This is a genomic window from Pseudomonas sp. JL23, from assembly GCF_056933585.1.
The window spans coordinates 1,960,556-1,986,527 of sequence record NZ_CM167795.1 but is presented as its reverse complement, the minus strand read 5'-3'; the positions used below and the strand labels follow the sequence as shown (position 1 = coordinate 1,986,527).

Here is a 25,972-nt window from a genome sequence, read left to right as displayed (position 1 = left end):
CCTGCAAAGTGCTGAGCACGTTGTAATCCAGATGAATGATCGACACTTGTTCACTCCTTGATCAAGAATCCGGGGATTATGCCACCGCCCCCCAGACAAACTCCACACAGGCGGTACGCCCGTCCATGGACCAGTGCGAGCAATCACTCAGCTCGCGAACCAGGCGCAGACCACGCCCGTACAACTCATCGGCAACCGGTGCCCGCGCCAGCAGGTGTTCGGTATCGAACCCCGCCCCGCTGTCCTCCACCCGGATCCTCAGGCAGCCACCCTCGCCAAGGGCAGACACATCAAGATGCAGGCGAATAAACCCGCTGTCCAATTGCGCCAAGCGACTGTCGCGCTCCTGATAATAGCGAGCGAAACCGGCGCAATCGCGCTTGCACGCAGAGTCGAGCCCCAGCACGCCATGCTCCAGGGCATTGCTGTACAACTCGCTCAGCACACTGAATAACTCGCTGCTGCGTGCCCGCAGGCCGCGCACTTCCAGCAATAGCTGAAGCAGCCTGGGCAAGGGATTGAACCGACGCAGGGTCGAACCGCGAAACTCGAAGGTCAGCGCCCAGTCCAGCGGGCTGAACTGACCATCGTCATGCTGAGCATGGCGCTGCTCTTGCGCAGAAGGCAGGGTCAATGAGCCGATTTCCACCATGCTGACATCATCGCGCGCCTTACCGCCAAACGCGCTGAGCGCTTGTTGAATCTCATCAATCAGCAGATGCGGCTCGCGATTGGCGTCGAACACCTCATGCAGTCGCTGCTCGCCAAACAGTCGCTCGTGCTGATCACGGGTCTCGAGCACGCCATCAGACAACAGAAACAAGCGGTCCCCGGCCTGGAACGGATGGACCTCGGTTGCCACATCGAACGTCTCGGCGCCAAGAACGCCGAGGGGCAGATGCCGGGAAGCCAGCGGTATCCGCCCTCCCCCGGCCGCCGGCAACAGGTAACCATCAGGCAGGCCGCCGTTCCATACCTCGACCTGACACAAACGAAAATCCACAGATACCAATGTGGCGCAGCAGAACATGTCCACCGGCAGGATGCGCTTGAGCTTGGCGTTCATCTCGCGCAGGGTTTCCGCCAACCCGTAGCCCTTGCCGGTCATGCCATAGAACACCTCGGCCAGGGGCATTGCGCCAACGGCCGCCGGCAGCCCATGGCCGGTGAAATCCCCCAGCAACACATGCATGTCGCCCGCAGGCGTATAGGCGGCCAACAACAGATCACCGTTGAACAACGCATAGGGCGATTGCAGGTAGCGGATATTCGCGGCATCCAGGCAGCCGGCATGGGCGACCTGATCAAACACCGCCTTGGCTACGCGCTGCTCGTTGAGCAGATACTCGTGGTGGCGGGAGATCAGGTCACGCTGCTGCAGCACGGTTTCCTGCAACAGGCGCAGACGGTTCATCGCGTTGATCTTCGCCGCCAGCACCACCGGGCTATAGGGCTTGGCGATAAAGTCGTCACCACCGGCATCAAGGCAACGGGCCAGAGCCTCACTTGAGGTCAGCGAAGTCAGGAAAATGATCGGCACCAGCGACTCGCCAGCCTTCTGCTTGATACGCCGGGCCGCTTCGAAGCCGTCCATCACCGGCATCAGCGCATCCATCAGGACCATGTGCGGGCGCTCGGACTCGAACATCGCCACCGCTTCGGCCCCGTTACCTGCGCTGAGCACGCGATGCCCCTGGCGATGCACGATGGTCGACAATAGCAGGCGGTCGCTGGCGTTATCGTCAGCAATGAGAATGCACAGAGCCCCCGATGAACTCTGCATGGATCAACCTATATGAAAGAGTTTCGAGAAATTGGAGATGGTCAGGATCTTGCGCACATCGCCGCTGCAATTGACCAGGCGGATTCGTGCATGCTCACCACCGGCGTGGTCGCGCAACAGCAACAGCATGCCCAAGGCCGAGCTGTCGAGAAAGTTCACGGCCCCCAGGTCAACGATATAGCACTGCTCAGGCCCCAGTGATTCGTAGGCATTGCGAAAATCGTGATGGGCCTTGAAGTCGAAAGATCCCTCGATAAAGATCGTCAGCTCCTGAGCATCAGAAGACAGCAGGGAAGTAACCGGCATCGAAAGTATTCCTGAAATGAATGACCGTCGCCTGAGGAAGGTGTAGCACTGTACTCAGGCGCCAGCAAATGTGATGCTCTTGCGCATGACCCATGTGGGACCTGCTTTAGCCGGGAAGGCGCCCGCATGATCGACACATCTTCATTACCCAGGCTATTGTCTTCCCGGCTAAAGCCGGTCCCACAGTCATCCGACGCCGAAACCAACTGTCGATCAGAACGGCGAATGCCGCGGCAAACGCTGGGACAGTTCGTCCAGCAGCTTCTGCTCACGCTTGTCTTCCAGGGCACGGGCTTCGTCTATGTAGCGCTGCACCAGTTTGCGCAGCCCCTCGACACGGGCATAACACTGCTGCCAGGCATCCCGGGCCTTGTCCAGGTTGGCCTGGTGCCAGGCCAGGCTCTGTTTCTGCTGGCCAACGGCAGTTTCGAGCTGATTGAGAAAGCGTTGGTAATTCATCAGCCATTCCCCGGATACACCTTCCGAGCCTTTGCTGATCCACTGCAACTGGTAGTCATAGCGAAAGCGTTCCAGCTCGCCCAGTTTTCCTTCGGCAACCCGCACCTGGCCCTGGAAATGCCCCAGGCGCTGGGCAGCGGTGCGCTCGGCGGATTCCGCCATTTCAACGACCGGCGCCAAACGTGTTGCGCGACTCTGAGCCATGATTTATCAACCGCCCGGTGCGGGGCCGAATACGGCGGCCAGCTGCGTACGACTGGTTTCCAGGCTTTCGTTGTCATTGAGACCCTGACGCTGATAACGAACCAGCGCCGGATGCAGGGAAATCGCCGTATCGGTTTCGCGGTCGCCACCGGCGACATAGGCACCGACACTGATCAGGTCGCGAGCCTGCTGATAGCGCGACCACAACTGTTTGAAATACTGCGCTCGGGCCATATGGTCAGCGTCGACCACTGCAGGCATGACCCGACTGATGGACGCTTCGATATCGATAGCTGGGTAATGCCCCTCTTCGGCCAGGCGCCGCGACAGCACGATGTGGCCGTCGAGCACACCCCGCGCCGAGTCGGCAATCGGATCCTGCTGATCGTCGCCCTCGGAAAGCACTGTATAGAAAGCAGTGATTGACCCACCCCCGGCCTCGGCATTACCGGCGCGCTCCACCAGCTTGGGCAGGCGGGCGAACACCGATGGCGGATAACCCTTGGTTGCCGGTGGCTCACCAATGGCCAGGGCGATTTCCCGCTGGGCCTGGGCGAAACGGGTCAGGGAATCCATCAATAACAGGACATTCTTGCCCTTGTCGCGGAAATATTCGGCAATACGCGTGCAATACATCGCGGCGCGCAAACGCATCAAAGGCGCATCATCGGCAGGGGACGCCACCACCACCGAACGCTTGAGACCTTCCTCGCCAAGAATATGCTCGATGAACTCCTTCACCTCGCGGCCCCGCTCGCCGATCAGGCCGACGACAATAATGTCGGCTTCGGTAAAGCGGGTCATCATCCCCAGCAGCACACTCTTACCCACGCCAGTACCGGCGAACAGGCCCAGACGCTGACCGCGGCCCACCGTCAATAATCCGTTGATGCAGCGAATCCCTACATCCAGCGGTTGGCTGATGGGGTTGCGCTTGAGCGGGTTGATCTGCGGGCCGTCCATCGGCACCCAGTCTTCAGCCTTGAACTGGCCGCGCCCATCCAGGGGACGACCGGCGCCATCAAGAACGCGACCGAGCATCGACATGCCCATGGGCAGGCGCCCGGTATCGGCCAGCGGCACGACTCGCGCACCAGGCGCGATACCGGCGACGCTGCCCACCGGCATCAGGAACACCTTGCCGCCGGAAAAGCCCATGACTTCGGCTTCGACTTCCACCGGATGATGACTGTCGTCGTTGATGACCACACAACGGCTGCCCATGGCGGCCCGCAAGCCTTCGGCTTCCAGGGTCAGGCCGACCATGCGCAACAGGCGCCCTTCCACCACCGGCTGGGCAGGCAGGGAAATGGCTTCGGCGTAGGAGCCGAAACGTTTGCCGAAACTGGTGCGATCAAGTTGCATCGTTGGCCTCTGTGGCCGCTTTTGTCTGCACGTCGGTAACGGGGGCCTCAAGATTGACATGCACATCGGCCGGCGCCGGGTGCATGGCCTGCTCCAGCTGCTGATCATGCAAACGGATAAACGCCTGGGCGATGCGTGTCTCGATACTGGCATCAATGCGGCTATGCTCGGTTTCGATCCGGCAGCCGCCCGGCAGCAAGGTATCGTCCTCGAGAATCCGCCAGTTTTCCTCATGCCGCTCGCGCAAGGCCTTGGCCAGCAGGAAGTCCTGAGGATTGACGAAGATGCGGATGTTATTGGCGCCCATGGGCAGCAATTTCAGAGCATCACGCAAGACGTGGGCGATCTGCTGCGAGTCGGTCTGCAGTTCACGCTGAATCACTTGCCGGGCAATATGCTCGACCAGGCCGATGATGTGCTTTTCGATCTGCGCGTCCTGCCCGGCAATGGGCTCGAGCAGGTGCGTCATCAGCTCTTCCAGGCTGGCGATCTTGGCCGCCAGGGCCACTTCGGCTTCCTGACGAACCTTGAGCTGGGTGCTGTGGAAGCCTTCTTTCTCGCCCGTGGCAAAGCCTTCGTTCCAGGCGTCCTGGCGAATGCTCTCCAACTCTTCGAGGGTCAGTGGCTGGACTTCCTCCAGCGGCACTTCCTCGCTTTCGATCGGTTCTTCAACAACCGGTTCGGGCTCGGGCTCAGGCTCCGGGACATGCGGGTCGAAACTGGGCAAGGACCATACGTCCAGACCAATAAGGTCCTTGGCCCGGATCAGCTCGCTGGCCGGTTCTTTCTTGGACATGCTGGATCCTTAGATCATTTCCTCGCCGCCTTTGCCGCCGAGAACGATCTCCCCGGCCTCGGCCATACGGCGAGCAATGGTGAGGATTTCTTTCTGTGCGGTTTCCACGTCGCTGACTCGCACCGGACCTTTTGCCTCCAGGTCGTCGCGCAGCAGCTCGGCGGCACGCTTGGACATGTTCTTGAAGATTTTTTCCTTGATCGCTTCGTCCGAACCCTTGAGGGCAAGGACCAGCACGTCCGAGGACACTTCGCGCAACAGTGCCTGGATACCGCGGTCGTCGACATCGGCCAGGTTGTTGAACACGAACATGAGGTCTTCGATCTGTACCGACAGGTCCTCGTCGATCTCGCGGATCGAGTCCATAAGGGTGCCTTCGACGGAGCTGTCGAGGAAGTTCATGATATCGGCAGCCCGCTTGATACCGCCCAGCGTGGTACGGGACGTATTGGCGTTGCCGGAGAATTGCTTCTCGAGAATCTGGTTCAGCTCTTTGAGTGCCGCGGGTTGCACGGTATTGAGCGAGGACACGCGCAGGATGATATCCAGGCGCACCTTGTGATCGAAATGACCGAGTACTTCACCGGCCTGGTCCGGGTCCAGGTAAGCCACAACGATGGCCTGGATCTGCGGGTGCTCGTAGCGGATAACGTCGGCGACCGCCCGTGGCTCCATCCATTTCAGACTGTCCAGACCGCTGGTGTTGCCACCCAGCAGGATGCGGTCGATCAGGCCATTGGCCTTGTCTTCGCCCAGGGCCTGGGTGAGCATTTTGCGGATATAGCCGTCGGAACCGACGCCCAGGCTGGTCTGATCGCCGACGATGTCGACGAACTCGCTCATCACCTCTTCGACCTGCTCACGATGCACGTTGCGCATCTGGGCCATGGCCACGCCGACCTTCTGGACCTCCTTGGGCCCCATGTGACGCAGCACCTGGGCCGCATCGGTTTCACCCAGCGACAGCAGCAGCACGGCGGCCTTGTCGACTTTGGTCAGCTTGGTTACGAGCGCACGATCATTCATCTGCGTTAATCCACTCTTTCACGACCTGGGCCACACGACCCGGATCTTCGGCCACCAGACTCTTGATTGCGTTCAGCTGTGCGTCATAACCCTCGCTAGGGCTAGGCAGCAGAATACTTTGCGGACCACCCAGGCTGACCCGGTCGTTGGACAACTCGCCGTCGTGGCCGATGCCGCCCATGCCGCCGCCCAGCTCGGAATCGCCGAAACCATCGAGGTTCTTGCTCTTCGGATTGGTGATGTTGTTCAGCACCGGACGCAGTACACCGAAGACCAGGATCAGGATGAAGATGACGCCCATGGCCTGTTTGACGATGTCCCAGAACCAGGGTTGCGAGTAGAACGGAATATCCGGGATCACTTCGCCACGTTCGGTGGAGAACGGCACGTTGACTACGCTGACGCTGTCGCCGCGGCTGGCGTCGAAACCGACGGCGTCCTGCACCAGACGGGTAAAGCGCGCCAATTGATCGGCAGTCCATGGCGAGCGGGTGGTTTCACCGTTGGCCGCATTGATCTTGACCTGGTCATCCACCACTACCGCAACCGACAGACGCGTCAGACGACCCTGCTGCTGCTTGGTGTGGCTGATGGAACGGTCCAGCTCGAAGTTCTTGGTCGACTGCACACGCTTGTCAGCGGGGTATGGCGCCAGAGCGGGCTGGCCGGTGGCCGGATCCATGATCTGCTGACCATTGGCATCAACCAGTGGCTGACCCGGAGCAATGGCCGGCGCTGCACCACCTGCTGCACCACCGGTAGTCTGTGGTGCGGTAGCCGGACCTGGAGGCTGGTTGCTCAGGGCACCCGGTACGCCTTGCGGGCCGGAACTGGCCGAGCGCTGCTCATTGACCGACTGCTCGCTGCGCAGGGCAGGCTGATCGGGGTTGAAGCTTTCGGCAGTCGATTCGACGGCACTGAAATCGACGTCGGCCGACACTTCAGCCTTGTAGCGGTCATTGCCCAGCACCGGCTGCAGGATGTTCTGCACACGCTGAGTGAGCATGCCTTCCATGCGGCGGGTGTAGTCGAACTGCTTGCCGGCCATGGTCAATTCGTTGTTTTCGCCCAGGTCGGAGAGCAAGGTGCCCTTCTGATCGACCACGGTGATCTGCGATTTGCTCAGCTCGGGCACACTGGTGGCGACCAGGTTGACGATGGCCATGACCTGGCTCGGCTCCAGAGAGCGACCGGCATAGAGCTCAACCAGAATCGAAGCGCTTGGCTTGCGTTCGTCACGCACGAATACCGAGCTTTTCGGAATAGCCAGGTGCACTCGTGCAGCCTTGATGTTGTTCAGGCTGGAAATAGTGCGCGCCAGTTCACCTTCGAGGCCGCGACGATAGCGGGTGGCTTCCATGAACTGGCTGGTACCCAGGCCCTGGTCCTTGTCGAGGATTTCAAAGCCGACGTTGCCGTCGTTCTGGGAAATACCGGCACCGGCAAGCTTGATGCGCGCGCGGCCGAGGTCCTCGGACTTGACCAGCAAAGCGCCGGAGTTGGGTTCGATCGTGTAGGGAATATCCGCCTGGGCCAGGGTGTCAATGACCTGCTTGGCATCCATCCCGGTCATGCTGCCATAAAGCGGCTTGTAATCAGGCTGCTGCGACCAGAGGACCACGGCAAAGCCAATCGCCACGCTCGCTGCCAGACCGACCATAAGGCCGACCTGACGCAACATGGTCATCTCGGAGAGATTTTCCAGAAACGCCATGCCGAACAACGGCGGCTTGCTGGATGGGGCGCCGGACTTGGCCGGTACGCTATCGGCGATTGCATCTGCCATGACTCAATACGTCCTTAAACCGGCATCTGCATGATGTCTTGGTAAGCCTGAACCAGCTTGTTACGCACTTGGGTCAAGGCCTGAAAGGAAACGGCGGCTTTCTGCGACGAGATCATCACGTCGGTCAGGTCGACACCGGTCTTGCCGATTTCGAAGGCGTTGGCCAACTGGTTGGACGCCTGTTGCGTGTCGTTGACCTTGTTCACGGCCTGACCAAGCATGTCGGCAAAGCTGCTGCCACCCACGTTTTGCGCTTCGGTAGTCTTGGGTGCAGACATCGCTTCCATTTGCATGGAACGCATATCCAACATCAAGCGATTAAATTCAACACCTTGGCTCATGGACGTATCTCTCGTTAAGGCCGCAATTTTTTGACACCGATCAAGCGGTCACTAAAGTCATAGCAACAAGAGTGCCAGCTAAATAAAGGCAAAAGGCCATCTTTGAACTTAAAACCGTTATCGCGGTATGACTGACCGCACGACAACCCGAGCGTCTCGATGCATCGCGCCACACCCCTGTAAATCCGGGGTCTGCAGCGCAGGCAAAATTTTCTGTAGCCCTTCCCTGCAATGTACGCGGGGCAAACTCTATCGGATGCACATTACGTCGCGAATAAATAAGCTTCTACATCCATGCCCGCGTCGCGCATCTGTGCCAGCTTGTAGCGCAACGTACGGGGGCTGATTCCCAGGCGCTCGGCGGCTTCCTTACGGCGGCCGCGCTCAGCGCGCAGGGTATCGATGATCATCTGGAATTCGCGCCGACGCAGATCGTCACCCAGGCCGCCCGCCGATTCACCGGCACCGATCTCCACAGGCAAGCTATCGGCCACCACCGCCACAGGCTGAGGAACCATCGCGGATTTCGGCAATGGCGCGCAGGTAACCGGCCCTGCCAGACAGAAGTCTTCAGCCTGAATAACCCCGCCCTGCTGCAAAATCAGCGCTCGCTGCACAGCATTGTCCAACTCCCGCACGTTACCCGGCCAAGCGTAACCCACCAGACACGCCTGAGCATCGGCCGATAGTCGTACCGGCGCATGTTTCATTTTATTGACGTGTTTGGTCAACAATCGCTCGGCCAGTGGCAGGATGTCGGCAGTTCGTTGACGCAGAGGCTGCCAGGCCAGCGGAAAGACAGAAAGGCGATAGTACAGATCCTCACGGAAACGCCCTGCCGCCACTTCACCGGCCAGATCACGGTTGGTCGTCGCCAGTACGCGGATATCCAGGTTGATCGGTTTACGCGCGCCCACCCGCTCCACTTCCCGCTCCTGCAGCACGCGCAGCAGCTTGGCTTGCAGGCCCATGGGCATTTCGGAAATCTCGTCGAGCAGGATGGTACCGCCGTCAGCCTGTTCGAACTTGCCCGCCTGGGCGGCAATGGCGCCGGTGAACGAACCCTTCTCATGACCGAACAGAGTCGCTTCGAGCATGTTGTCGGGAATCGCCGCGCAATTGATGGCAATGAAAGGTTTGCTGGCACGGGGCGAGTTCTGATGAATGAAACGCGCCAGTACCTCCTTGCCGGTGCCCGACTCGCCGGAAATCAGCACCGTCGAATCGCTTTTCGCTACCCGACTGGCCAGATTGAGCAACTGCGCACTGGCGGGCTCGACCGCAATCGGCCCTTCACTTTTATCCACAGGCCCGAGAAACCCAAGGGCATGCCGCGCCACCAGGGCCACAAGCGCCTTGGGTTCGAATGGTTTGACCAGATAATCGGCAGCGCCCTGGCGCATGGCATCTACGGCACGATCCACTGCGCCATGAGCGGTCATCAGCAGCACCGGCAATTGCGGATAGCGGCTGCGCAAAGCGCTCAGCAGCTGATGGCCATCCATGCCCGGCATATTGACGTCGCTGAGCACCAGGCTGAACGGTTCGTCGGCAGCCGCACTCAAGGCTTCTTCCGCCGAACCTACTGCGTGATAGTCATGACCGGCCAGTTCCAGGGTTTCCCCCAACGCCTCGCGCAGCGCCCGATCATCCTCGACCAGCAATACCTTGATCATTAGTAGGTGCCTATCGCGCTGACCGGGATCAGTGGCAAGGTCACAATGGCGCACGTACCGCGCCCCGGACGCGAGCGGTACTGAACGATGCCCTGATGGGCACGGGTCACGGCCATCACCACCGCCAGCCCCAGGCCGGTACCGGTGGTCTTGGTGGTAAAGAACGGCTCGCCAATGCGCGCCAGGGCGGCGGCATCAATACCACTGCCGTTATCACTGACGCACAGTCGTAGCATGTTGCCGCGGCTATAAGCGTGAACCTTCAGGCGCGCAGGCGCACTGCTGGCCTGAATGGCGTTTTCGATCAGATTGAGCAACGCGCCGACCAAGGTGTCGCGATTACACAGCACCTCGCCGTCGTGGCTGTCGCACTGCCAGCGCACCTGGACATCCTGCACATGGGTCTGTGCTGCCGTCTGCAAGGCCTGAAACAGCGCGTCAGGTGGCAGGCGGTCGGTCAGCGGCAGCTCGCCACGGGCGAACACCAGCATGTCGCGCACCTGGTGCTCCAGCTCATGCAGGCGCTCCTTGAGGCGCCCGGCAAAACGCTGTTGCGTGGCCGCAGGCAATTCCTGCTCCAGCAGGTGGCTGGCGTAGATCAGCGCCGCCGACAGCGGCGTGCGAATCTGATGCGCCAGAGACGCAACCATGCGCCCCAGGGAGGACAGACGCTCATGACGCGCGAGCTGATCCTGCAAATGGCGGGTTTCCGTCAAGTCGTTGAGTAATACCAACTGGCCCGGCTCGGCATCCAGGGAACGGGTGGCGATGGACAGACGACGACCATCCTTGAGGGAGACTTCATGACCGTCATCCTCACGAGGCGCGAAGCAGCGGCTGATCACTTGGCGCCACAGCTCACCGATCAACGGCTGGCCCAGCAGGTCGACCGCCGCCGGATTGGCCTCGCGGACCATGCCCGAGCCGTCGATCACGATCACCCCGCCCGGCAACAGATCCAGCAGGTTCTGCAGTTGATAAGCCAGCCGCTCTTTTTCCGCCAACTCCTCCATGCGCTGGGCACTGACCACCGCCAGCTCACCCTTGAGCTCGGTCACCCGGGCTTCCAGCAGGCTGTAGGAATCAGTCAGTTGCGCAGACATCTGATTAAACAGCAGGAAGGCCTGCTCAAGCCCTTGCCGACTCTCCAGCTCAGGGGAGGACTGAGTGGCACCGGTAAGATCGGATGACGACTGGGCGGCCTGGGACATAAATAATCTCTCGCGTGGCGAACCGTCATTAAACGGTATGTTCAGGTAGAGACTTAGCAATCCCCGTGCCGAAAAAAAACCCCTGAAAATTCAGAGGTTTGATTTTTTACCGCGAGCCCAGGCGTCAATCATCCGCCTGTTCGTCACCTTCACGTCGGCTCATGCCGTACTTGCGCATCTTCTCCACCAGGGTGGTACGACGGATGCGCAGGCGTTCGGCGGCGCGGGCAACAATGCCATTGGCATCGTCCAGCGCCTGCTGAATCAGCCCTTGCTCAAGGCCACCCAGGTAGTCCTTGAGGTCCAGACCTTCCGGCGGCAGCATCGCCCCGGTGGCGAAGTTCGGCGTATGGCCGTTGATTGCCACGCGCTCTTCCAGATCGCTGCGCAGGCTGTCGACCATCTGCTCGTCTTCATCATCGACATAGCGGAATTTCTTCGGCAGCTCGGCCACACCAATCACGCCATAGGGATGCATGATCGCCATGCGCTCCACCAGGTTGGCCAACTCACGGACGTTGCCCGGCCAGCCGTGGCGGCACAAGGACATGATCGCTGCCGAATTGAAACGGATCGAGCCGCGCTTCTCGTGTTCCATGCGCGAAATCAGCTCGTTCATCAGCAGCGGGATATCTTCCACGCGCTCACGCAACGGCGCCATTTCAATCGGGAACACATTGAGGCGGTAATACAGATCTTCACGGAAACTGCCCGTTTCGATCATGACCTCGAGATTCTTGTGGGTCGCCGCGATGATTCGTACGTCGACGCTCTGGGTCTTGTTGCTGCCCACGCGTTCGAAGGTGCGCTCCTGCAACACGCGCAGCAACTTGACCTGCATGGGCAGCGGCATGTCGCCGATTTCATCGAGGAACAGGGTGCCGCCGTTGGCCAGCTCGAAGCGGCCGGCACGACTGGTGATGGCACCGGTGAACGCACCCTTCTCGTGACCGAACAGCTCGCTTTCGAGCAGCTCGGCCGGGATGGCACCGCAGTTCACTGGAACGAAGGGCGCGTCACGGCGCTTGGAGTGATAGTGCAGGTTGCGCGCCACCACTTCCTTGCCGGTCCCGGATTCGCCGAGGATCAATACACTGGCGTCGGTGTCGGCGACTTGCTGCATCATCTGCCGGACGTGCTGAATCGCCCGGCTGGTGCCGACCAGACTGCGAAACAGGTTCGGTTCACGATGGCGGCCACGCTCGCGGGCCTGATCGTACATTTCGCGATAAACCTGGGCGCGGTGCAGGGCATCCAGCAATTTGCTGTAGCTCGGCGGCATTTCCAGGGTAGCCAGGACGCGGCGGCGCAGGTCTTCGGGAAGGTCGACGGAAGAATTTTCGCCCATTAGCAAAACAGGAAGGAACTCATCCCATGCAGCGATGGTCTTAAGCAGTCCTTGAAGGCTGCCCGGCGCGTTAACGCTGCCGACCAGTACGCAAAGGACTTCGCGGGTAGACGCCAAGGAACCGACAACCTGCTGCCAGTCTTGACTGGAACAGGACAAATTTTCTTCGCCAAGAAAATTCAGAATGACCGCCAGATCGCGGCGGCGCTGGCTATCGTCATCGATCAGCAGAATCTTGATTTCACGCCACATGCAATAGCAACTTCCCTAGTCAACTCAATGCCCATTGAGATGGGCAAGCTTGGCAATCCGGCCAAAATGGCTCTGGGACGCCAGAAAATAGTAACACCACTAGTTAAGTTATAAAACCACGCACAGTCAAATTTATGGCGCAGATCTTTTCGATTATCTTTATTATTAACCGAACAGATGGTAAACCTTGGCTGCATTCTGCGCGTTGCGCACTTGAGCCATTTCATCGGCAACCGCTTGACGCTCACCGGTGGCAACGTCGATCAATTGACGATAAACCCCCAGTAACTCCTCCAGATTGCTGCGAAGTTCCGGCTCGTTCTGGGCGCCCTCGCTGATCACATCATCAACACAGGCACGACAGGCCAGATCAAGTTTGACGATCGCCTCCCAATCGCGCTCAGCCAGTGCATCCACCAGCGCCTCACGGGTTTCTTCGATACGCTTGAGCGCAGCACTCATGACTCTCTCCTCAGACCGCTGGCGGCGCCTGGTCCGCAATGGCATCCCAGCCTTCCTTGACGGTGGTCAACAGGCTGCTGACTTCATCAAGGATGCGCGGGTCGCTTTTGATATTGGCTTCAGCCAAGCGCTGCATCATGTAAACGTACAGGTTATCGACACGGGCCAGAGTCGCTGCCTGGTTTTCCATGTCCAGACCTTCACGCAGGCCACCGACAATGCCAATGGCCTTGCCAATCAGGACACCCTTGGTAGGAATGTCCTTGCGCTGGATGGCGCCCTTGGCCTGGGCGATACGGTCAAGACCCGCCTCCATCAGCATCTGCACCAGACGGTGCGGGCTGGCTTCCGAGGTCTGAGCATGATTGTTGACTTTCTGGTATTGCCGAAGGGCTAACATCGGGTTCATGTTCTACCTCATTAAACTGCAAAAATTCATGTAACCACTGTGTCGCATAACCAGTGTATCGACGCAACACAAGAAAACTTTAGCCCGTCTCATAAAGCCAAAAACCCGGCACGCGATGGGCGCTGCCGGGTTTTTTTTGCCGCCAGACAGAAAAAGCTTAGCTTGCACTCTGCTGTGCGTTCAACGACGAGAAGAACGAGGTGATGCTGGTGTTGGTGGCTTTCAACTGCCCTACTACCAAGTCCATCGCGTTGTACTTGGCCGTCAGACTGGCAGTCAGGTTAGTGGTCAGCAGATCCAGAGAAAGCTTCTGCTTGTCCACGTCATCCTGCTGCTTGTTCAGCTGGGTGGTACGTGTATCAAGGATACCGCCCGTCTGGGTGTACGGTGTGAGAACCGCAGTCATACGCTTGGACAGACCCGCGGTAGTGTCGCTGAATAACTGCTGAATCTGACCGCCCAGGTTCTTGCTCATCGCCGCCGTGAACTTGGCGCTGTCAATGCTCAAGGTACCATCACCCTGAGCCGTGTTGACGCCCAGTTGCGACAATACCGAAAGCGCGCTGCCAGGACCCGGGCTGACCAACTGCTGACGCAGATCGGACAGCAGGTTGCGAGGCATCGAGTCGCCGGTATAGGCCGCTGCAACGGTCAGTTGACCCGTTGTCGGATCAGTAGTCGCCGTGGTCAGGCTGTTAATGGTCTTGACCAGAGCGTTGTAGGAGTCGACAAAGGACTGCAGTGACGTTTGCAGGCCGCTGGTGTTGCTGGCGACAGTGATGGTCGAATCAGCGCCGCTAAAAGTGCTGACGCCAGTATCCTTATCAGTAGTCTGCGTTCCCGCTGACAACAAATTGAACGACAAGCCACCAATCGCTGTATCGATGGTATTGCTCTTGCTGGTGATGGGCAGGCCATCGACGGTCAGCGCAGCATCGGTCGCAGCAGCACCGATAATACCCGCGCTGCTGGCCGAAGTCGGATCAAGCTTGCTCCCCGCCGCAATGGTGAAGCCGGCGATATCACTGCTGGTAGTGATATCCGAGCCAGCACCTGTAATCGGGTTGCCGGTCTTGGTGTCAACGCCACTGAATACCAGGCGAGAACCGTTGGAATCGGTCACCACGTTGGCACTGATGCCGCTGGTGTTGGACTTGGCGTTGATCTGGTCGCGCACCGACTGCAGGGTCGCATTCGCGCCAACTGTAAAGCTTGTGGAAATGCCATTTTGAGTGACAGTGAGGTTGCCACTCGGAATAGCACTCGTCGCGCCGCCGGAGAAAGCAGCAGTGCCGACTTTGGAAGCGGTGGCCAGCGAGTTGACGTGGATCTTGAATGTACCGGCAACTGCAGTGTTGCTGGCAGTCGCGGTCAGCGTACTGGTGTTGCTCGACGTCGCCGCATAGGCGTTGAACGCACCCTTGGTGACATCACCAAGATTGGTCAATGTAGTCTGGAAGGTGGTCAGGGCGCTTTTCAGCGTCGCTGCCGCAGAAATCTTGGTGCTGATCTGCGTGGTGGTTTTGCTGATCTGATCAGTCTTGGCCTGGGTTTGTGCCGTCACCAACACCTTGACGATGTCGCCAATGTTAAGACCAGAACCTAAACCGGTAGTAGACGTAATTGGGCTTGCCATGTGGATCTCCTTTCAGTTTTCGTCGATCTTTTGACAACAGCAATGATCAAAAGATACAAGGTGCATCTTTCACGCCAGTTTCAAGCCTTGGCTTCAAATAACAGACTGTGCGCATTTTGCAGACTGTCTGCGATTTTCAGCGCTTCAGCCGATGGAAGCTGTCGAACCACCTCACCGGTGTCGCTGGCAATGACCTTGACGACGACCTTTCCGGACTGCTCGTCGATTGAAAACTCGAGGTTGCGCTGGATCGATTTGACGAACTTGTCGATTTCCTGCACGGCGGCCTTCAATTTTTCTGCGCTTTGCTGTGCTTCTTTCTTCGAGTCATTACTTGCCGACGAATCCGTAGACGACTGGGCAACAGGTGCCGGGGCCGATACCGCAGAGGATGCGACTTGAGGTGTCGCGACCGGTTGCTCTGTTGCTGCTGGAACCGGCTTTACGACTGGGTAAGACAAGTTCAGATTGGTACTCATGTCCATATCCACTACCTCGCAAAGTAAAAAAGCAGGAGAGCATGCAAGCACACTCCCCCGCTAAAACTCATTCCGAAATTACTGAAGCAGTTTCAGTACAGCGGAAGGCAGTTGGTTAGCTTGGGCCAGGACGGAAGTCGAAGCCTGTTGCAGAGTTTGTTGCTTGGTCAGGTTAGCAGTTTCCGCTGCGAAGTCGGTGTCTTGGATACGGCCCAGTGCAGCAGTGGCGTTCTCGTTGACGTTTTGCAGGTTGGAAATGGTGCTGGTCAGACGGTTTTGCGAAGCACCCAGGTTTGCGCGAGTGGCGTTGATCGCTGCCAGAGCGGCGTCAATTGCGGTGATCGCGTTGTCGATGTTGGTGCTTGCAGTAGCGCTGGTACCGGTGATCGATACGGAGCTCGAAGCAACCGACAGGCTGGCGGCGTCGAATTTGCTGCTCAGAACCAGGTCAATGTGGTTAGCCGAACCGGTGTTCGAACCAACTTGCAGAGTCATGGTACCGGCCGAACCGTCCAGCAGGTTTTTGCCGTTGAGGTTGGTCGAAGCCGAGATACGAGTCAATTCGTCAGACATTTGACCGAATTCAGCGTTCAGAGCGGTACGGTCTGCAGTGCCGTTAGTGTCGTTTCGCGACTGTACTGCCAGTTCACGCATACGTTGCAGAATGTTGGTCGATTCTTGCAGAGCGCCTTCAGCGGTCTGAGCCATCGAGATACCGTCGTTGGCGTTTTTGATGGCTACTGTCTGGCCGCGGATCTGAGCGGTTTCACGGGTAGCGATCTGCAGGCCGGCTGCGTCGTCTTTTGCGCTGTTGATTTTCAGACCGGAAGACAGACGGGTCATGGAGGTCGACAGTGCGTCGGATGCTTTGCCCAGGTTTTTCTGAACGGCCAGGGAAGCAACGTTAGTGTTTACGCCTAAAGACATGATGAATTCCTCATTGGTTGGGTGCTGCGGCTATCCGGCCCTGGCAACCGCCGGGTTGGCCTAGAGAACCTTCGTAATAGTTATCGTCGGGAGTGCGGGGACCTTGAGGGCTTTTTTCAAAAATTTTGCCATCACCGCGACATCCCGACATTTGTCGGCCTCGCCATCGCCCGTTCTCCTTTACTTTTCAACCAGTTGGCAGCCTGTGCCGGTTGAATGCCAATGAGGTTTTGTAGGAGCTGCCGAAGGCTGCGAACGAACGTTGCGGGGTAAACCGCCATCGCAGCCTTCGGCAGCTCCTACAGTAAATCATCGAAAGCGCAGACCGAGGCTAGTGTTCCTATATAAAAGCCTCGGTCGCTCCTTCTATCTATTGCAGCAGCTTCAACACCGCCGCCGGCAACTGATTGGCCTGGGCCAGCACCGCCGTCGACGCTTGTTGCAGGGTTTGCTGCTTGGTCAGTTCTGCTGTTTCGGCAGCGAAGTCGACATCCTGAATACGTCCCAGAGCCGCTCCGGCATTTTCGTTCATGTTCTGCAGGTTCGAAATGGTGCTGGAGAGGCGGTTAGTAACGGCTCCCAGTTCGGCCCGGCTCGCGTTGATCTGCGTAATCGCCGCATCAAGAGCGGTGAGAGCATTATCAATGTTGGCGTGAGCATCAGCGTTGGTTGCGCCACTGAGCGAAGCAACGGTGCTGGCAATACCCAGGCTGGTTGCATCGAATTGCTTGTCCAGGGTCAAGGAGACGCGATTGACTTCCCCGACGTTGGCGCCCACCTGAAACTCCATGATCCCGGCCGAGCCATCCAGCAGATTCTTGCCCCCGAGATTGGTATAACCGGCGATCCGGGTCAGCTCATCGCTCTTCTGCGCAAAATCCTGATTAAGTGAAAGACGTTGCTCCTCCCCGTTATCGTCGTTGCGTGCCTGCAGAGCCAGACCACGCATGTGCTGGACAATTTCGCTGACCTGCCTGAGCGCGCCTTCTGCCGTGTTCGCCATTGATATAGCGTTATTGGCGTTTCTGATTGCGATACTTTGCCCGCGCACCTGGCTATCCATCCGCGTGGCAATTTGCATTCCAGCTGCATCATCCTTCGCGCTATTGATGCGTAATCCGGAAGATAAGCGAGCCATGGAAGTCGACAACGCGTCACTGGCGCGATTCAAGTTCTTTTGCACAGTCAAAGAAGCAATATTGGTATTAACAGTCATAGCCATTGGAAAGTCCCTCGTTATGGAAACGGCCGGCTTTCAAAACGGGGCGAAGTCCATTTTACCCGAAAGCCTACAGTCCATTTATCGACTTGTTTTTCAATGACTTAACGGAACTGATTCACATAAACCGCACATAACACAATTGCCACCACGACAAGTGCCGGGTATAAAAACAACTTCTCCTTTTGATTTTAAAAGGCTTTTTTAACACTCATTTTTTTCAAAAAAAATGGCCGAGAAAATTAATTCTCGACCACTTTCTTAACTTTCCTACAGACACTTTGTAGGCATTTTCCAAAAGCAAATACGGAAAATTCTCTATTTATCCCCGCAAACACTCCACCCACTCATATTCCATATAATCCGCCAACGCCAGCCAGTCCTGCCGCTGCTGACACTCCAGCATCCGCTCCAGCAGTTGCGTCCCGTACTCCCATTCGGCAGCCGGGCGCTCAGCCAACATTGGCATCGCACGCTCAAAAAGCTCGACCATTTCCAGCGCCGCCTCGATATCCCGCCCCAGGCGAAATAGCTGAGCGCATTGCCGGGCGGCCGTCACAAGGGAAGGCAGGTCAGTCATACCGGGGTCCACTCAGGGTCGAAGCCAGCGCCTGAGATCAAGGCGCCGTCGCGGCTGGTGTTGAAGAATTCCACTTCCGGGTGCAGGGCTATATAGCGTTCGAGTTCGATCAGGTAGCTGCGGAAATTCAATTGAGTGCGTACGCGCTTTCCCCGTCCGTCCAAAAGCCAATGGCGGGATTGATGCAACTGCGGGCCCAGAGCCCCGTCGCTCCAGCCGGTGTGGGTCTTGTCGTTGGGGAAGGCGAAATCCGCACCAAACAGGGTGATGCGTCCAGCGCCCATGCGCACCGCCAGATCGATGGCCGGATGGATCACGCTGCCGCCCACATAGAGCTGGCCCTTGGGCACTTGCTCACGAACACTTTGGTACAGCGGGCTGTATGAATAACCGGCATACCGGGGGCCTTTCCAGGCGCCCAGCAGCGTCGCGTCGATCCGCGGCATATACACCAGTGAGACATGCTGCGAATCATATACGGGAAGATGCCAGTGGGTGATCCGGTGATCGATGCTGACGACGATATCCGGCGCGATGCCGCTGTTTAGCAGGGGCACATAGGCCGTATCGACGCAGATGAACAGCGGTCGTTCAGGCAATCCTCGAGTCTCGAGCAGCCGTGGCAGATGCTGGGCCAGACTCGGCCCCGTGGCGATCACGAAGACCTCCCTGCCCGGCTGACTGCCAAACAGGTCGGCGACATCGGCATCCTGGCGCAGCAAATCCATACCCTGGGCCAATTGCTCAAGGATCTGCGGATCTTCGGCAGAGAAATCGCGATTGGTAAAGGTCAGGTGAATCTCGCTGATCAGCCGATCACGAATCCGCGCATTGAAATCGTCGGCCAGGACCAGTTCGGCAGGCAGGGCGAAGAACGGCAGGCTGATTTCCCGGTGGTCACCCGCATAGGACAACTCGACCCGAGGGTCGCTCAGCCAGTCGTCCTGCTCGAGCAATTGCAGAACCAGGGTGAAAACCGCGCCATTGAGCACATAGACATGCAAACGCTGCAGCGTGGCTGAAGAAAGGGCTATGCGTTGCAGATCACCCAGGCCGCAGCCGTACAGATGCAGTACCGGGCTGTCGGGCGGCAAGCTGTCGGCCTGCAACTGCGCTTCCTTGATGCGGTCATGGCGGCTGGTCAGCTGGATGCCATTAATGCTCAGGGTCGAGCCCTGGCCATTGACCAATTGCGCGTCCAGCACGTCCGGGTCTTCGGCCAGCAGACGCTGCAACAGGTCTGGCCAGCGTTGTTCCAGTACGGCGATATTGCGCTGAAAAATCTCACTCATAGACACACTCAAAGCAAAACGGCGACATCACTGTCGCCGTTTCAGATCGTTCAGGATCACTGACGATAAATGATTGCCGACCCCCAAGACAATCCGACGCCGAAGCCACTGAGGGCAACGCGCTTCCAACTGCTGTTGTCCAGATGCTTTTCCAGCAGCAGCGGAATGCTCGACGAGACGGTATTGCCGGTCTCGAGCATGTCCTTGACGAACTTCTCAGGCTCACCCTCGAAGCGCCGCGCCACGGCATCGACAATCGCCGCACTGCCCTGGTGGATGCAGAACGCATCGATATCGGCGCTTTGCAGCCCCGAGTCGTCGAGCAGTTCGTGCAGATGCGCCGGGACCTTGATCAGGGCGAAGTTGAATACCTGGCGACCGTTCATGAAGAACACGCCGTCATTGACCTTCAGGTGCGGCGCACCGGAACCGTCGGTGCCGAACTTGGCCTTGCCCAGTTGCCAGACCGCGTCTTCGCCCATCCAGGTGGCGGTGGCTGCATCACCGAAAAGCATGGTGGTGTTGCGGTCTTCCGGGTCGACGATTTTCGAATACGGGTCAGCAGTGACCAGCAGGCCATTTTTCAGCCCTGCCGCTTCCATGAAGCCCTTGATCGCATACAACCCGTAGACATAACCGGAGCAACCCAGAGAAATATCGAACGCCGCAACGTGAGTCGGCAGGCCCAGTTTGTCCTGGACGATGGCCGAGGTATGCGGCAGACCGTCTTCGTCACCGTTCTGGGTGATGACGATCAGCGCATCGATGGATTCGCGCTTGAGTTGCGGATTGGCGGCGAACAAAGCGTTGACCGCCTCGACGCACAAATCGGAAGTTTCCTGGGTTTGATCCTTGCGCGGCAGAAAAGCGGAGCCGATCTTGCCGAGAATGAACTCATCATCCTTGCCGAATTTGGCGCCCTGCGCGTAGTTGTCAATGCCGGCCGTGGGCACATAACTCGCTATGCTTTTTATGCCAATCATCATGGCTTCCCAATATAAAAAATCTTGAATATCACCGCTCTGAGATTGAGAGGCATTGCGAATCAGATGGCTGCGGGACTGCCGGAATGACTTCAAAACGTCATGAATTCAGCCAAGCGTCGACCTCGCCCGCGAGCACGATACAGTGAAGATGCCCTTCGTGACTCATAGGTCACTAAGTTTTATACGCTTTTCACGAATCGGCTGACAATGGTAGGAGGCCAGATCCTACGCAAAGGTGATGGATGACCTATGCAGGAGGGGCATGCACGCACTCCGTAGGAGCTGCCGAAGGCTGCGAAGGGTGTACCTGACCCGCCGCGTAAATCCGTAGGAGAGGCTTTAGCCGCGAAAAAGCCCTCCCGGCTAAAGCCGGTCCTACAGGAAGTCATTCCAGCTCAAAGCCTTGTGTTTTCCGTTCAGCCAATCACATCCCAACCCAACGCCGTCCCCCGCTTGATGGCCTGCCGTGCCGCGCGTCCTATAACCGCATCGATATGCTTGGGCGCCAGCCCCAGGCCAGGGCGAATGGCGCGGACATTATCCTTGCTGAACACCTCGCCCTCGGCCATATCCCGCACCACATAGAGCGAGCGCCGATATTGCAGAGAGTTGCGTTCGGCTTGCGTGGCGCCGTATTGCACATGCCCCAGGCCCTGCCAGGCACGCTCGGTTTCCATGACCAGACTGGCCATTTCCGCCGGTTCCAGAGAGAAACTGGCATCGACGCCACCGTCGGCACGATCAAGGGTGAAGTGCTTTTCGATGACCGTGGCGCCCATGGCCACCGCCGCCACCGAGACGCCCACGCCCATGGTGTGATCCGACAGCCCGACCTCGCAGCCAAACAGCTCGCGCAAATGGGGAATGGTGCGGATATGACTGTTCTGTGGCGTCGCCGGGTAGGTGCTGGTGCATTTGAGCAACACCAGATCGGTACAGCCCGCCTCCCGCGCCGCCCGCACGCTTTCGTCGAGTTCGGCAATGCTCGCCATGCCGGTGGAGATGATCATCGGCTTACCGGTGGCGGCCACGCGCCGTATCAGGGGCAAATCGGTGTTTTCAAAACTGGCGATCTTGTAGGCCGGCACATCGAGGCTCTCGAGAAAATCGACGGCGCTTTCATCGAAAGGCGTGGAAAACCCCAGCATCCCAAGTTCCTTCGCCCGAGCAAAGATAGGTGCATGCCATTCCCACGGCGTATGGGCTTTTTCATACAGCGCGTAGAGCGACGAACCGGCCCACAGGTTATTGGGGTCCTTGATGAAGAACTCGCCCTCGTCGATATCCAGGGTCATGGTGTCGGCGGTGTAGGTCTGCAGCTTCAAGGCGTGGGCGCCAGCCCTGGCAGCCGCTTCGACGATGCGCAGCGCCTGATCCAGAGACTGGTTGTGATTGCCGCTCATTTCCGCGATGACAAACGGCGCCGCGTCGGGACCGATCAAACGTGAACCTATCTTGAAACTGCTCATTGCGCTGTACTCGGTGAAGATTCAGGGGCGCGCCAGCAGGGCTTCGGCGACGCGTTGGGCGCCACGGCCATCGACCAGTTGCCGGGACTGGCGGGCAAAGCTGTGGCGCAACCAGGGATTATCCACCAACAGGCCGATGGCTTGCTGGAAGCGTTCGACACTGACCTGCTGGCTGGTGCCCAAATACAAGTGCATGCCCGCCTCGGCCAACAGCTCGGCATTACGCTGCTGATTGGCGGCTACGGCGACACAGATGGTCGGCAGGCCGAAGGCGGCGCGCTCCCAGGTAGTGCCACCACCGGCACCGATAAACAGGTCGGCCTCGGCCATCAAGGGGGCAAAATCGCTGACGTGGGTTTGCAGGCGCCAATTGGAGCGACCTTCGGCCAACGCCTGCATGGTGGCCCAGGCCGGGTTGCCGAGCCCGGCGATGAAATCCACCTCCAGGCGCGGAAAATTGATCATCGCTTCCATGACTTCGTAGGTCTGGCCGACGGCATCGAAGCCGCCGAAATTAACAATGACTCGTCGCACGCTGGGCTTGATCGCCACCGGCTCGCACTGGAACGCCTCGCGCATCAGCGCGTAGTGCGGACCCAGCAGGGTACGGCAGCGCGTGTCGATCCAGGGCGCATAGGCCTGGGCGGTACCGGAAAAGTTCTGGTCCAGCAGCAGATCCACTGCATGGCGGCGGTTCGCCAGATCGTCGACGGCCATCAACTTGGGCGCAAAACACCGGGCCAGGGTTTGCCAATGGGCATCCAGGGCATAGTGATCGACGATCAGCCAGTCGAAGGCCGCTTCGGCAGCCAATGCCGTCACCATGGCGTCGATATCGGCCTGCCATGGCAGCAACTTCTCGATATCGGCCTCGGGTGTTTCATCGGGATAATGCCCCGGCAGACCATAAGCGCTAAAACCCTGTTCCCGCAGCCGCTCAAGCAGATGTCCCGGCAGCTCACGACAGGCGAACACCACCTCGGCGCCCTGGCTACGCAAGGTATTGGCCAGGGTCAGGCAGCGGGTGATGTGGCCGCTGCCGATAGCCAGTGAGGCGTCCGCCCGGACCAGTACTCTCATCCGTGCAACTCGCCGCTGGCCAACAGGGCCGCGTACAGGTATTCGGCGCGCAGCCAGTCTTCCTCAGTGTCGATGTCCTGCACCAGATGCCGGGGCAGGATGATCGGCACGCCCTGGGGCGAAAACACCGGGTCGCCACGCAGCCAGGCAGCGCTGCGTCCCCAGTAGAACTGCCCGGCATCCTGATAGGCCTGGGGCAGGTCCTGGGAGCGTACGGCACTGAACTCGGGATACATCGGCTCCACGCCACCGGAAGGTTCCAGCATCAGCGCCCGCTGCACCGGGAAGGCAAAGGTGCACACAGAGAAGGCAAAGGACTTGTCGAGGGCGCCCTCAATCGCTTGCAAACCCTGGCGCAGATAACGCGGACGCAACAGCGGCGCCGTAGCGTAGAGGCAACAGGCGAAGTCGAAGGTCATGCCTTGCTCGGCCAACGCCTGTACGGCATGGCGAATCACCGGACTGGTGCCGGTATGGTGATCGGACAGCTCGGCGGGGCGGATGAACGGCACATCGGCGCCATGGGCCAGAGCGACTTCGGCTATCTCCGGATCATCGGTACTGACCACAATCCGCTCAAATACGCCGCTGTCGAGGGCCGCGCGGATCGACCAGACGATCATCGGCGCGCCGTTGAAGCTTTTAAGATTCTTGCGCGGTATGCGCTGGCTGCCCCCACGGGCAGGAATGATCGCGACGGCGCTCATGGTTACCTCACTAGCTGTTGCAGCTGCCTGATTACAATGTCCTGTTCGGCTTCGCTCATTGCCGGATAAAGCGGCAGGGTCAGCGCTTGCCCGTAATAGCGCTCGGCCTCGGGGAAGTCGCCGGGAGCAAAACCCAGAGCGCGATAATACGGCTGTAGATGCACAGGAATGTAATGCAGGTTTACCCCAACACCAGCTTCTCGCAGTGCTTCGAACACTTCGCGATGGCTTTTGCCGATGCGTTCGGTCTGCAAACGCACCACGTATAAGTGCCAGGCGGACTCGGCTTCGACCTGGGCCGCAGGCAATTGCAGGGGCAGCCCGGCGAGCAGGCTGTGGTAGCGTGCCGCCAGTTGCCGACGACGCTCGACGAAAGCTTCAAGCTTGCCAAGCTGGGACAGCCCCAGCGCGGCCTGCATATCGGTCATGCGGTAATTGAAACCCAACTCGACCTGTTGGTAGTACCACGGCCCATGACTGGCTTCGTCCATCTGCGCCGGGTCGCGCGTCATGCCGTGACTGCGCAGGCGCCGCAGGCGTTCGGCCAGTTCGGGGCGATTGGTCAGGACCATGCCGCCTTCGCCGGTGGTGATGATCTTCACCGGGTGAAAACTGAATACCGTCATCGCCGCATAGTCGCCACAGCCCACCGGACGCCCGGCATAGCGGGCACCCACGGCGTGGGAAGCGTCTTCAATGACGAGAAAACCGTAGCGCTCGGCCAGGGTGGCAATGGCGCGCATGTCGCAGCTTTGGCCGCTGAAGGCCACCGGGATCAGTACCTTGGGCAGACGCCCCCGTTGCTCGGCTTGTTCCAGCTTGCGCGCCAGAGCCTGGACATCAAGGTTCCAGGTCAGCGGATCAATATCGACAAAATCGACACTGGCCCCACAAAAGCGCGCGCAGTTGGCCGACGCAAGAAAGGTATTGGGGCTGGTCCACAGCCAGTCACCCGGCCCCAGACCGGCCGCCAGACAAGCGATGTGCAGCGCCGCCGTGGCATTGCATACCGCCACGCCATAAGCCGCTTCGCAACGCCCGGCCACCGCCGCTTCAAAACGTTCCAGAGCCGGCCCCTGGGTCAGCCAGTCCGATTCGAGCACCTGCACAACGGCGTCGATATCCGCCTGATCGAGACTCTGCCGACCATACGGAATCATGGCTTGATATCAGCGTGCAGGGCGGCGATCTGCTCGACCGTGAGGAAATGCGGATTGGTGTCGGAACGGTACTCGAACTCGTCCGCCACCGCCCTGCCCTGCTCGCCCAGCCCGTCGAGGCTGAAATCAGCGTCGACGTTATTGAAGCGGATCGACGGCACGATGGTGTAGTGATCGGCGAATTCCAGGGTCATCCGTGCATCGTCCAGCGGCACCATCAGCTCATGCAGTTTCTCGCCGGGACGGATGCCGACCAGCTTGTGCGGCAGGTCGGCGGCCATGGCCTGGGCCAGGTCGACGATACGAATGGACGGGATCTTCGGCACGAACACTTCACCGCCCTGCATCCGCGCAAAGCTCTTCATGACGAAGTCCACGCCGTGTTCCAGGGTGATCCAGAAGCGCGTCATGCGCACATCGGTAATCGGCAACTCGCTGGCGCCTTCAGCAATCAGCTTGTTGAAAAACGGCACGATGGAGCCCCGCGAGCCCGCCACGTTGCCGTAGCGCACCACGGCAAAACGGGTGGCCTGATCACCGGCGATATTATTGGCGGCGACAAACAGCTTGTCGGACAGCAGCTTGGTCGCGCCATACAGGTTGATCGGGCTGGCGGCCTTGTCGGTGGACAAGGCAATCACGCCCTTGACGCCATTGGCGATGGCCGCGGCAATGATGTTTTCCGCGCCATTGACGTTGGTGCGGATGAACTCCGTGGGGTTGTACTCAGCCGCCGGCACATGCTTGAGCGCCGCGGCATGGACCACGTAGTCGATGCCGCGCATGCCCTGATGCAGACGCTCGGCATCGCGCACGTCGCCCAGGAAGAAACGCATGCAGGGTTCATTGAACTCCTGCTGCATCTCGTACTGCTTGAGCTCGTCCCGGGAAAACACCACGACCCGCTTGGGCTGGTAGCGCTCAAGCAGGATACGGATGAATTTGCGCCCGAACGAACCGGTGCCGCCTGAAATGAAAATCGATTTGCCGTTGAACATCCCTTGAATCCTTTG

The 25,972-nt window shown here is 59.0% G+C and carries 24 protein-coding genes and 1 pseudogene; all 25 read right to left on the bottom strand.

Features of this window, described 5'->3' with window-relative positions:
• Positions 1–76: 76 nt before the first annotated feature.
• Entirely contained in the window at positions 77–1,783 is a 1,707-nt protein-coding gene (locus AC1Z24_RS09300) for an ATP-binding SpoIIE family protein phosphatase (protein ID WP_483745386.1), read from the bottom strand.
• Between the two features lie 3 nt (positions 1,784–1,786).
• Entirely contained in the window at positions 1,787–2,089 is a 303-nt protein-coding gene (locus AC1Z24_RS09295) for an STAS domain-containing protein (protein ID WP_483745385.1), read from the bottom strand.
• A gap of 213 nt (positions 2,090–2,302) precedes the next feature.
• Positions 2,303–2,752, bottom strand: coding sequence for a flagellar export protein FliJ (gene fliJ / locus AC1Z24_RS09290; RefSeq protein WP_259105450.1), 450 nt, complete (start codon positions 2,750–2,752; stop codon positions 2,303–2,305).
• 6 nt (positions 2,753–2,758) lie between these two features.
• Positions 2,759–4,117 (bottom strand): flagellar protein export ATPase FliI, encoded by a 1,359-nt coding sequence (fliI, locus tag AC1Z24_RS09285; RefSeq protein ID WP_483745384.1) that lies wholly within the window; start codon positions 4,115–4,117, stop codon positions 2,759–2,761.
• The gene (fliH, locus tag AC1Z24_RS09280; protein ID WP_483745383.1) at positions 4,107–4,913 is read right to left on the bottom strand and encodes a flagellar assembly protein FliH; all 807 of its coding nucleotides are present in this window, start codon (positions 4,911–4,913) and stop codon (positions 4,107–4,109) included. Before fliH ends, fliI begins: the two co-directional genes overlap by 11 nt.
• 9 nt (positions 4,914–4,922) lie before the next feature.
• Positions 4,923–5,939 carry a flagellar motor switch protein FliG gene (gene fliG, locus AC1Z24_RS09275; RefSeq protein ID WP_259105455.1) on the bottom strand — a complete coding sequence of 339 codons (1,017 nt, stop codon included), beginning with the start codon at positions 5,937–5,939 and terminating at the stop codon, positions 4,923–4,925.
• Entirely contained in the window at positions 5,932–7,725 is a 1,794-nt protein-coding gene (gene fliF / locus AC1Z24_RS09270; protein WP_483745382.1) for a flagellar basal-body MS-ring/collar protein FliF, read from the bottom strand. The genes fliG and fliF overlap by 8 nt, the downstream gene beginning before the upstream one ends.
• 14 nt (positions 7,726–7,739) lie before the next feature.
• The gene (fliE, locus tag AC1Z24_RS09265; RefSeq protein WP_483745381.1) at positions 7,740–8,066 is read right to left on the bottom strand and encodes a flagellar hook-basal body complex protein FliE; all 327 of its coding nucleotides are present in this window, start codon (positions 8,064–8,066) and stop codon (positions 7,740–7,742) included.
• Positions 8,067–8,329: 263 nt separating this feature from the next.
• On the bottom strand, positions 8,330–9,742 hold the full coding sequence (locus AC1Z24_RS09260; RefSeq protein ID WP_483745380.1) for a sigma-54-dependent transcriptional regulator: 1,413 nt from the start codon (positions 9,740–9,742) through the stop codon (positions 8,330–8,332).
• On the bottom strand, positions 9,742–10,953 hold the full coding sequence (locus AC1Z24_RS09255) for a sensor histidine kinase (RefSeq protein ID WP_483745379.1): 1,212 nt from the start codon (positions 10,951–10,953) through the stop codon (positions 9,742–9,744). The genes AC1Z24_RS09260 and AC1Z24_RS09255 overlap by 1 nt, the downstream gene beginning before the upstream one ends.
• Positions 10,954–11,077: 124 nt before the next feature.
• Positions 11,078–12,553: a transcriptional regulator FleQ gene (fleQ, locus tag AC1Z24_RS09250; RefSeq protein ID WP_259105462.1), complete on the bottom strand. Its 1,476-nt coding sequence runs from the start codon at positions 12,551–12,553 to the stop codon at positions 11,078–11,080.
• 165 nt (positions 12,554–12,718) lie between these two features.
• Positions 12,719–13,015, bottom strand: coding sequence for a flagellar protein FliT (fliT, locus tag AC1Z24_RS09245; protein ID WP_259105463.1), 297 nt, complete (start codon positions 13,013–13,015; stop codon positions 12,719–12,721).
• Positions 13,016–13,025: 10 nt separating this feature from the next.
• Positions 13,026–13,424: a flagellar export chaperone FliS gene (gene fliS / locus AC1Z24_RS09240; RefSeq protein WP_259105465.1), complete on the bottom strand. Its 399-nt coding sequence runs from the start codon at positions 13,422–13,424 to the stop codon at positions 13,026–13,028.
• A gap of 157 nt (positions 13,425–13,581) precedes the next feature.
• Positions 13,582–15,060 (bottom strand): flagellar filament capping protein FliD, encoded by a 1,479-nt coding sequence (fliD, locus tag AC1Z24_RS09235; protein WP_483745378.1) that lies wholly within the window; start codon positions 15,058–15,060, stop codon positions 13,582–13,584.
• A gap of 80 nt (positions 15,061–15,140) precedes the next feature.
• A complete protein-coding gene (locus AC1Z24_RS09230; RefSeq protein WP_483745377.1) occupies positions 15,141–15,545 on the bottom strand; it encodes a flagellar protein FlaG in 405 nt (134 codons plus the stop codon).
• Positions 15,546–15,617: 72 nt separating this feature from the next.
• The gene (locus tag AC1Z24_RS09225; protein ID WP_259105470.1) at positions 15,618–16,466 is read right to left on the bottom strand and encodes a flagellin domain-containing protein; all 849 of its coding nucleotides are present in this window, start codon (positions 16,464–16,466) and stop codon (positions 15,618–15,620) included.
• 370 nt (positions 16,467–16,836) lie between these two features.
• A complete protein-coding gene (locus tag AC1Z24_RS09220) occupies positions 16,837–17,688 on the bottom strand; it encodes a flagellin domain-containing protein (RefSeq protein ID WP_483745376.1) in 852 nt (283 codons plus the stop codon).
• Between the two features lie 319 nt (positions 17,689–18,007).
• On the bottom strand, positions 18,008–18,265 hold the full coding sequence (locus AC1Z24_RS09215) for a hypothetical protein (protein WP_483745375.1): 258 nt from the start codon (positions 18,263–18,265) through the stop codon (positions 18,008–18,010).
• On the bottom strand, positions 18,262–19,557 hold the full coding sequence (locus AC1Z24_RS09210) for a motility associated factor glycosyltransferase family protein (RefSeq protein WP_483745374.1): 1,296 nt from the start codon (positions 19,555–19,557) through the stop codon (positions 18,262–18,264). Before AC1Z24_RS09210 ends, AC1Z24_RS09215 begins: the two co-directional genes overlap by 4 nt.
• 56 nt (positions 19,558–19,613) lie before the next feature.
• Positions 19,614–20,540, bottom strand: coding sequence for a ketoacyl-ACP synthase III (locus AC1Z24_RS09205; protein ID WP_483745373.1), 927 nt, complete (start codon positions 20,538–20,540; stop codon positions 19,614–19,616).
• Between the two features lie 419 nt (positions 20,541–20,959).
• On the bottom strand, positions 20,960–22,012 hold the full coding sequence (gene pseI, locus AC1Z24_RS09200; protein ID WP_483745372.1) for a pseudaminic acid synthase: 1,053 nt from the start codon (positions 22,010–22,012) through the stop codon (positions 20,960–20,962).
• A gap of 36 nt (positions 22,013–22,048) precedes the next feature.
• A pseudogene (gene pseG, locus AC1Z24_RS09195) lies at positions 22,049–23,092 on the bottom strand (UDP-2,4-diacetamido-2,4,6-trideoxy-beta-L-altropyranose hydrolase); the annotation flags it as partial.
• Positions 23,089–23,799, bottom strand: coding sequence for a pseudaminic acid cytidylyltransferase (gene pseF / locus AC1Z24_RS09190; protein ID WP_483745371.1), 711 nt, complete (start codon positions 23,797–23,799; stop codon positions 23,089–23,091). The pseudogene pseG and the gene pseF, both read right to left, overlap by 4 nt.
• Positions 23,800–23,801: 2 nt before the next feature.
• Positions 23,802–24,959 carry a UDP-4-amino-4,6-dideoxy-N-acetyl-beta-L-altrosamine transaminase gene (gene pseC / locus AC1Z24_RS09185; protein ID WP_483745370.1) on the bottom strand — a complete coding sequence of 386 codons (1,158 nt, stop codon included), beginning with the start codon at positions 24,957–24,959 and terminating at the stop codon, positions 23,802–23,804.
• Positions 24,956–25,957 (bottom strand): UDP-N-acetylglucosamine 4,6-dehydratase (inverting), encoded by a 1,002-nt coding sequence (gene pseB / locus AC1Z24_RS09180; protein ID WP_483745369.1) that lies wholly within the window; start codon positions 25,955–25,957, stop codon positions 24,956–24,958. Before pseB ends, pseC begins: the two co-directional genes overlap by 4 nt.
• Positions 25,958–25,972: the final 15 nt, after the last annotated feature.

Coding starts and splice junctions, on each gene's coding strand:
- AC1Z24_RS09300 (WP_483745386.1), bottom strand. CDS start 1,783: ATGCAGAGTTCATCGGGGGCTCTGTGCATTCTCATTGCTGACGATAAC.
- AC1Z24_RS09295 (WP_483745385.1), bottom strand. CDS start 2,089: ATGCCGGTTACTTCCCTGCTGTCTTCTGATGCTCAGGAGCTGACGATC.
- fliJ (WP_259105450.1), bottom strand. CDS start 2,752: ATGGCTCAGAGTCGCGCAACACGTTTGGCGCCGGTCGTTGAAATGGCG.
- fliI (WP_483745384.1), bottom strand. CDS start 4,117: ATGCAACTTGATCGCACCAGTTTCGGCAAACGTTTCGGCTCCTACGCC.
- fliH (WP_483745383.1), bottom strand. CDS start 4,913: ATGTCCAAGAAAGAACCGGCCAGCGAGCTGATCCGGGCCAAGGACCTT.
- fliG (WP_259105455.1), bottom strand. CDS start 5,939: ATGAATGATCGTGCGCTCGTAACCAAGCTGACCAAAGTCGACAAGGCC.
- fliF (WP_483745382.1), bottom strand. CDS start 7,725: ATGGCAGATGCAATCGCCGATAGCGTACCGGCCAAGTCCGGCGCCCCA.
- fliE (WP_483745381.1), bottom strand. CDS start 8,066: ATGAGCCAAGGTGTTGAATTTAATCGCTTGATGTTGGATATGCGTTCC.
- AC1Z24_RS09260 (WP_483745380.1), bottom strand. CDS start 9,742: ATGATCAAGGTATTGCTGGTCGAGGATGATCGGGCGCTGCGCGAGGCG.
- AC1Z24_RS09255 (WP_483745379.1), bottom strand. CDS start 10,953: ATGTCCCAGGCCGCCCAGTCGTCATCCGATCTTACCGGTGCCACTCAG.
- fleQ (WP_259105462.1), bottom strand. CDS start 12,553: ATGTGGCGTGAAATCAAGATTCTGCTGATCGATGACGATAGCCAGCGC.
- fliT (WP_259105463.1), bottom strand. CDS start 13,015: ATGAGTGCTGCGCTCAAGCGTATCGAAGAAACCCGTGAGGCGCTGGTG.
- fliS (WP_259105465.1), bottom strand. CDS start 13,424: ATGAACCCGATGTTAGCCCTTCGGCAATACCAGAAAGTCAACAATCAT.
- fliD (WP_483745378.1), bottom strand. CDS start 15,060: ATGGCAAGCCCAATTACGTCTACTACCGGTTTAGGTTCTGGTCTTAAC.
- AC1Z24_RS09230 (WP_483745377.1), bottom strand. CDS start 15,545: ATGGACATGAGTACCAATCTGAACTTGTCTTACCCAGTCGTAAAGCCG.
- AC1Z24_RS09225 (WP_259105470.1), bottom strand. CDS start 16,466: ATGTCTTTAGGCGTAAACACTAACGTTGCTTCCCTGGCCGTTCAGAAA.
- AC1Z24_RS09220 (WP_483745376.1), bottom strand. CDS start 17,688: ATGGCTATGACTGTTAATACCAATATTGCTTCTTTGACTGTGCAAAAG.
- AC1Z24_RS09215 (WP_483745375.1), bottom strand. CDS start 18,265: ATGACTGACCTGCCTTCCCTTGTGACGGCCGCCCGGCAATGCGCTCAG.
- AC1Z24_RS09210 (WP_483745374.1), bottom strand. CDS start 19,557: ATGAGTGAGATTTTTCAGCGCAATATCGCCGTACTGGAACAACGCTGG.
- AC1Z24_RS09205 (WP_483745373.1), bottom strand. CDS start 20,540: ATGATTGGCATAAAAAGCATAGCGAGTTATGTGCCCACGGCCGGCATT.
- pseI (WP_483745372.1), bottom strand. CDS start 22,012: ATGAGCAGTTTCAAGATAGGTTCACGTTTGATCGGTCCCGACGCGGCG.
- pseF (WP_483745371.1), bottom strand. CDS start 23,799: ATGAGCGCCGTCGCGATCATTCCTGCCCGTGGGGGCAGCCAGCGCATA.
- pseC (WP_483745370.1), bottom strand. CDS start 24,959: ATGATTCCGTATGGTCGGCAGAGTCTCGATCAGGCGGATATCGACGCC.
- pseB (WP_483745369.1), bottom strand. CDS start 25,957: ATGTTCAACGGCAAATCGATTTTCATTTCAGGCGGCACCGGTTCGTTC.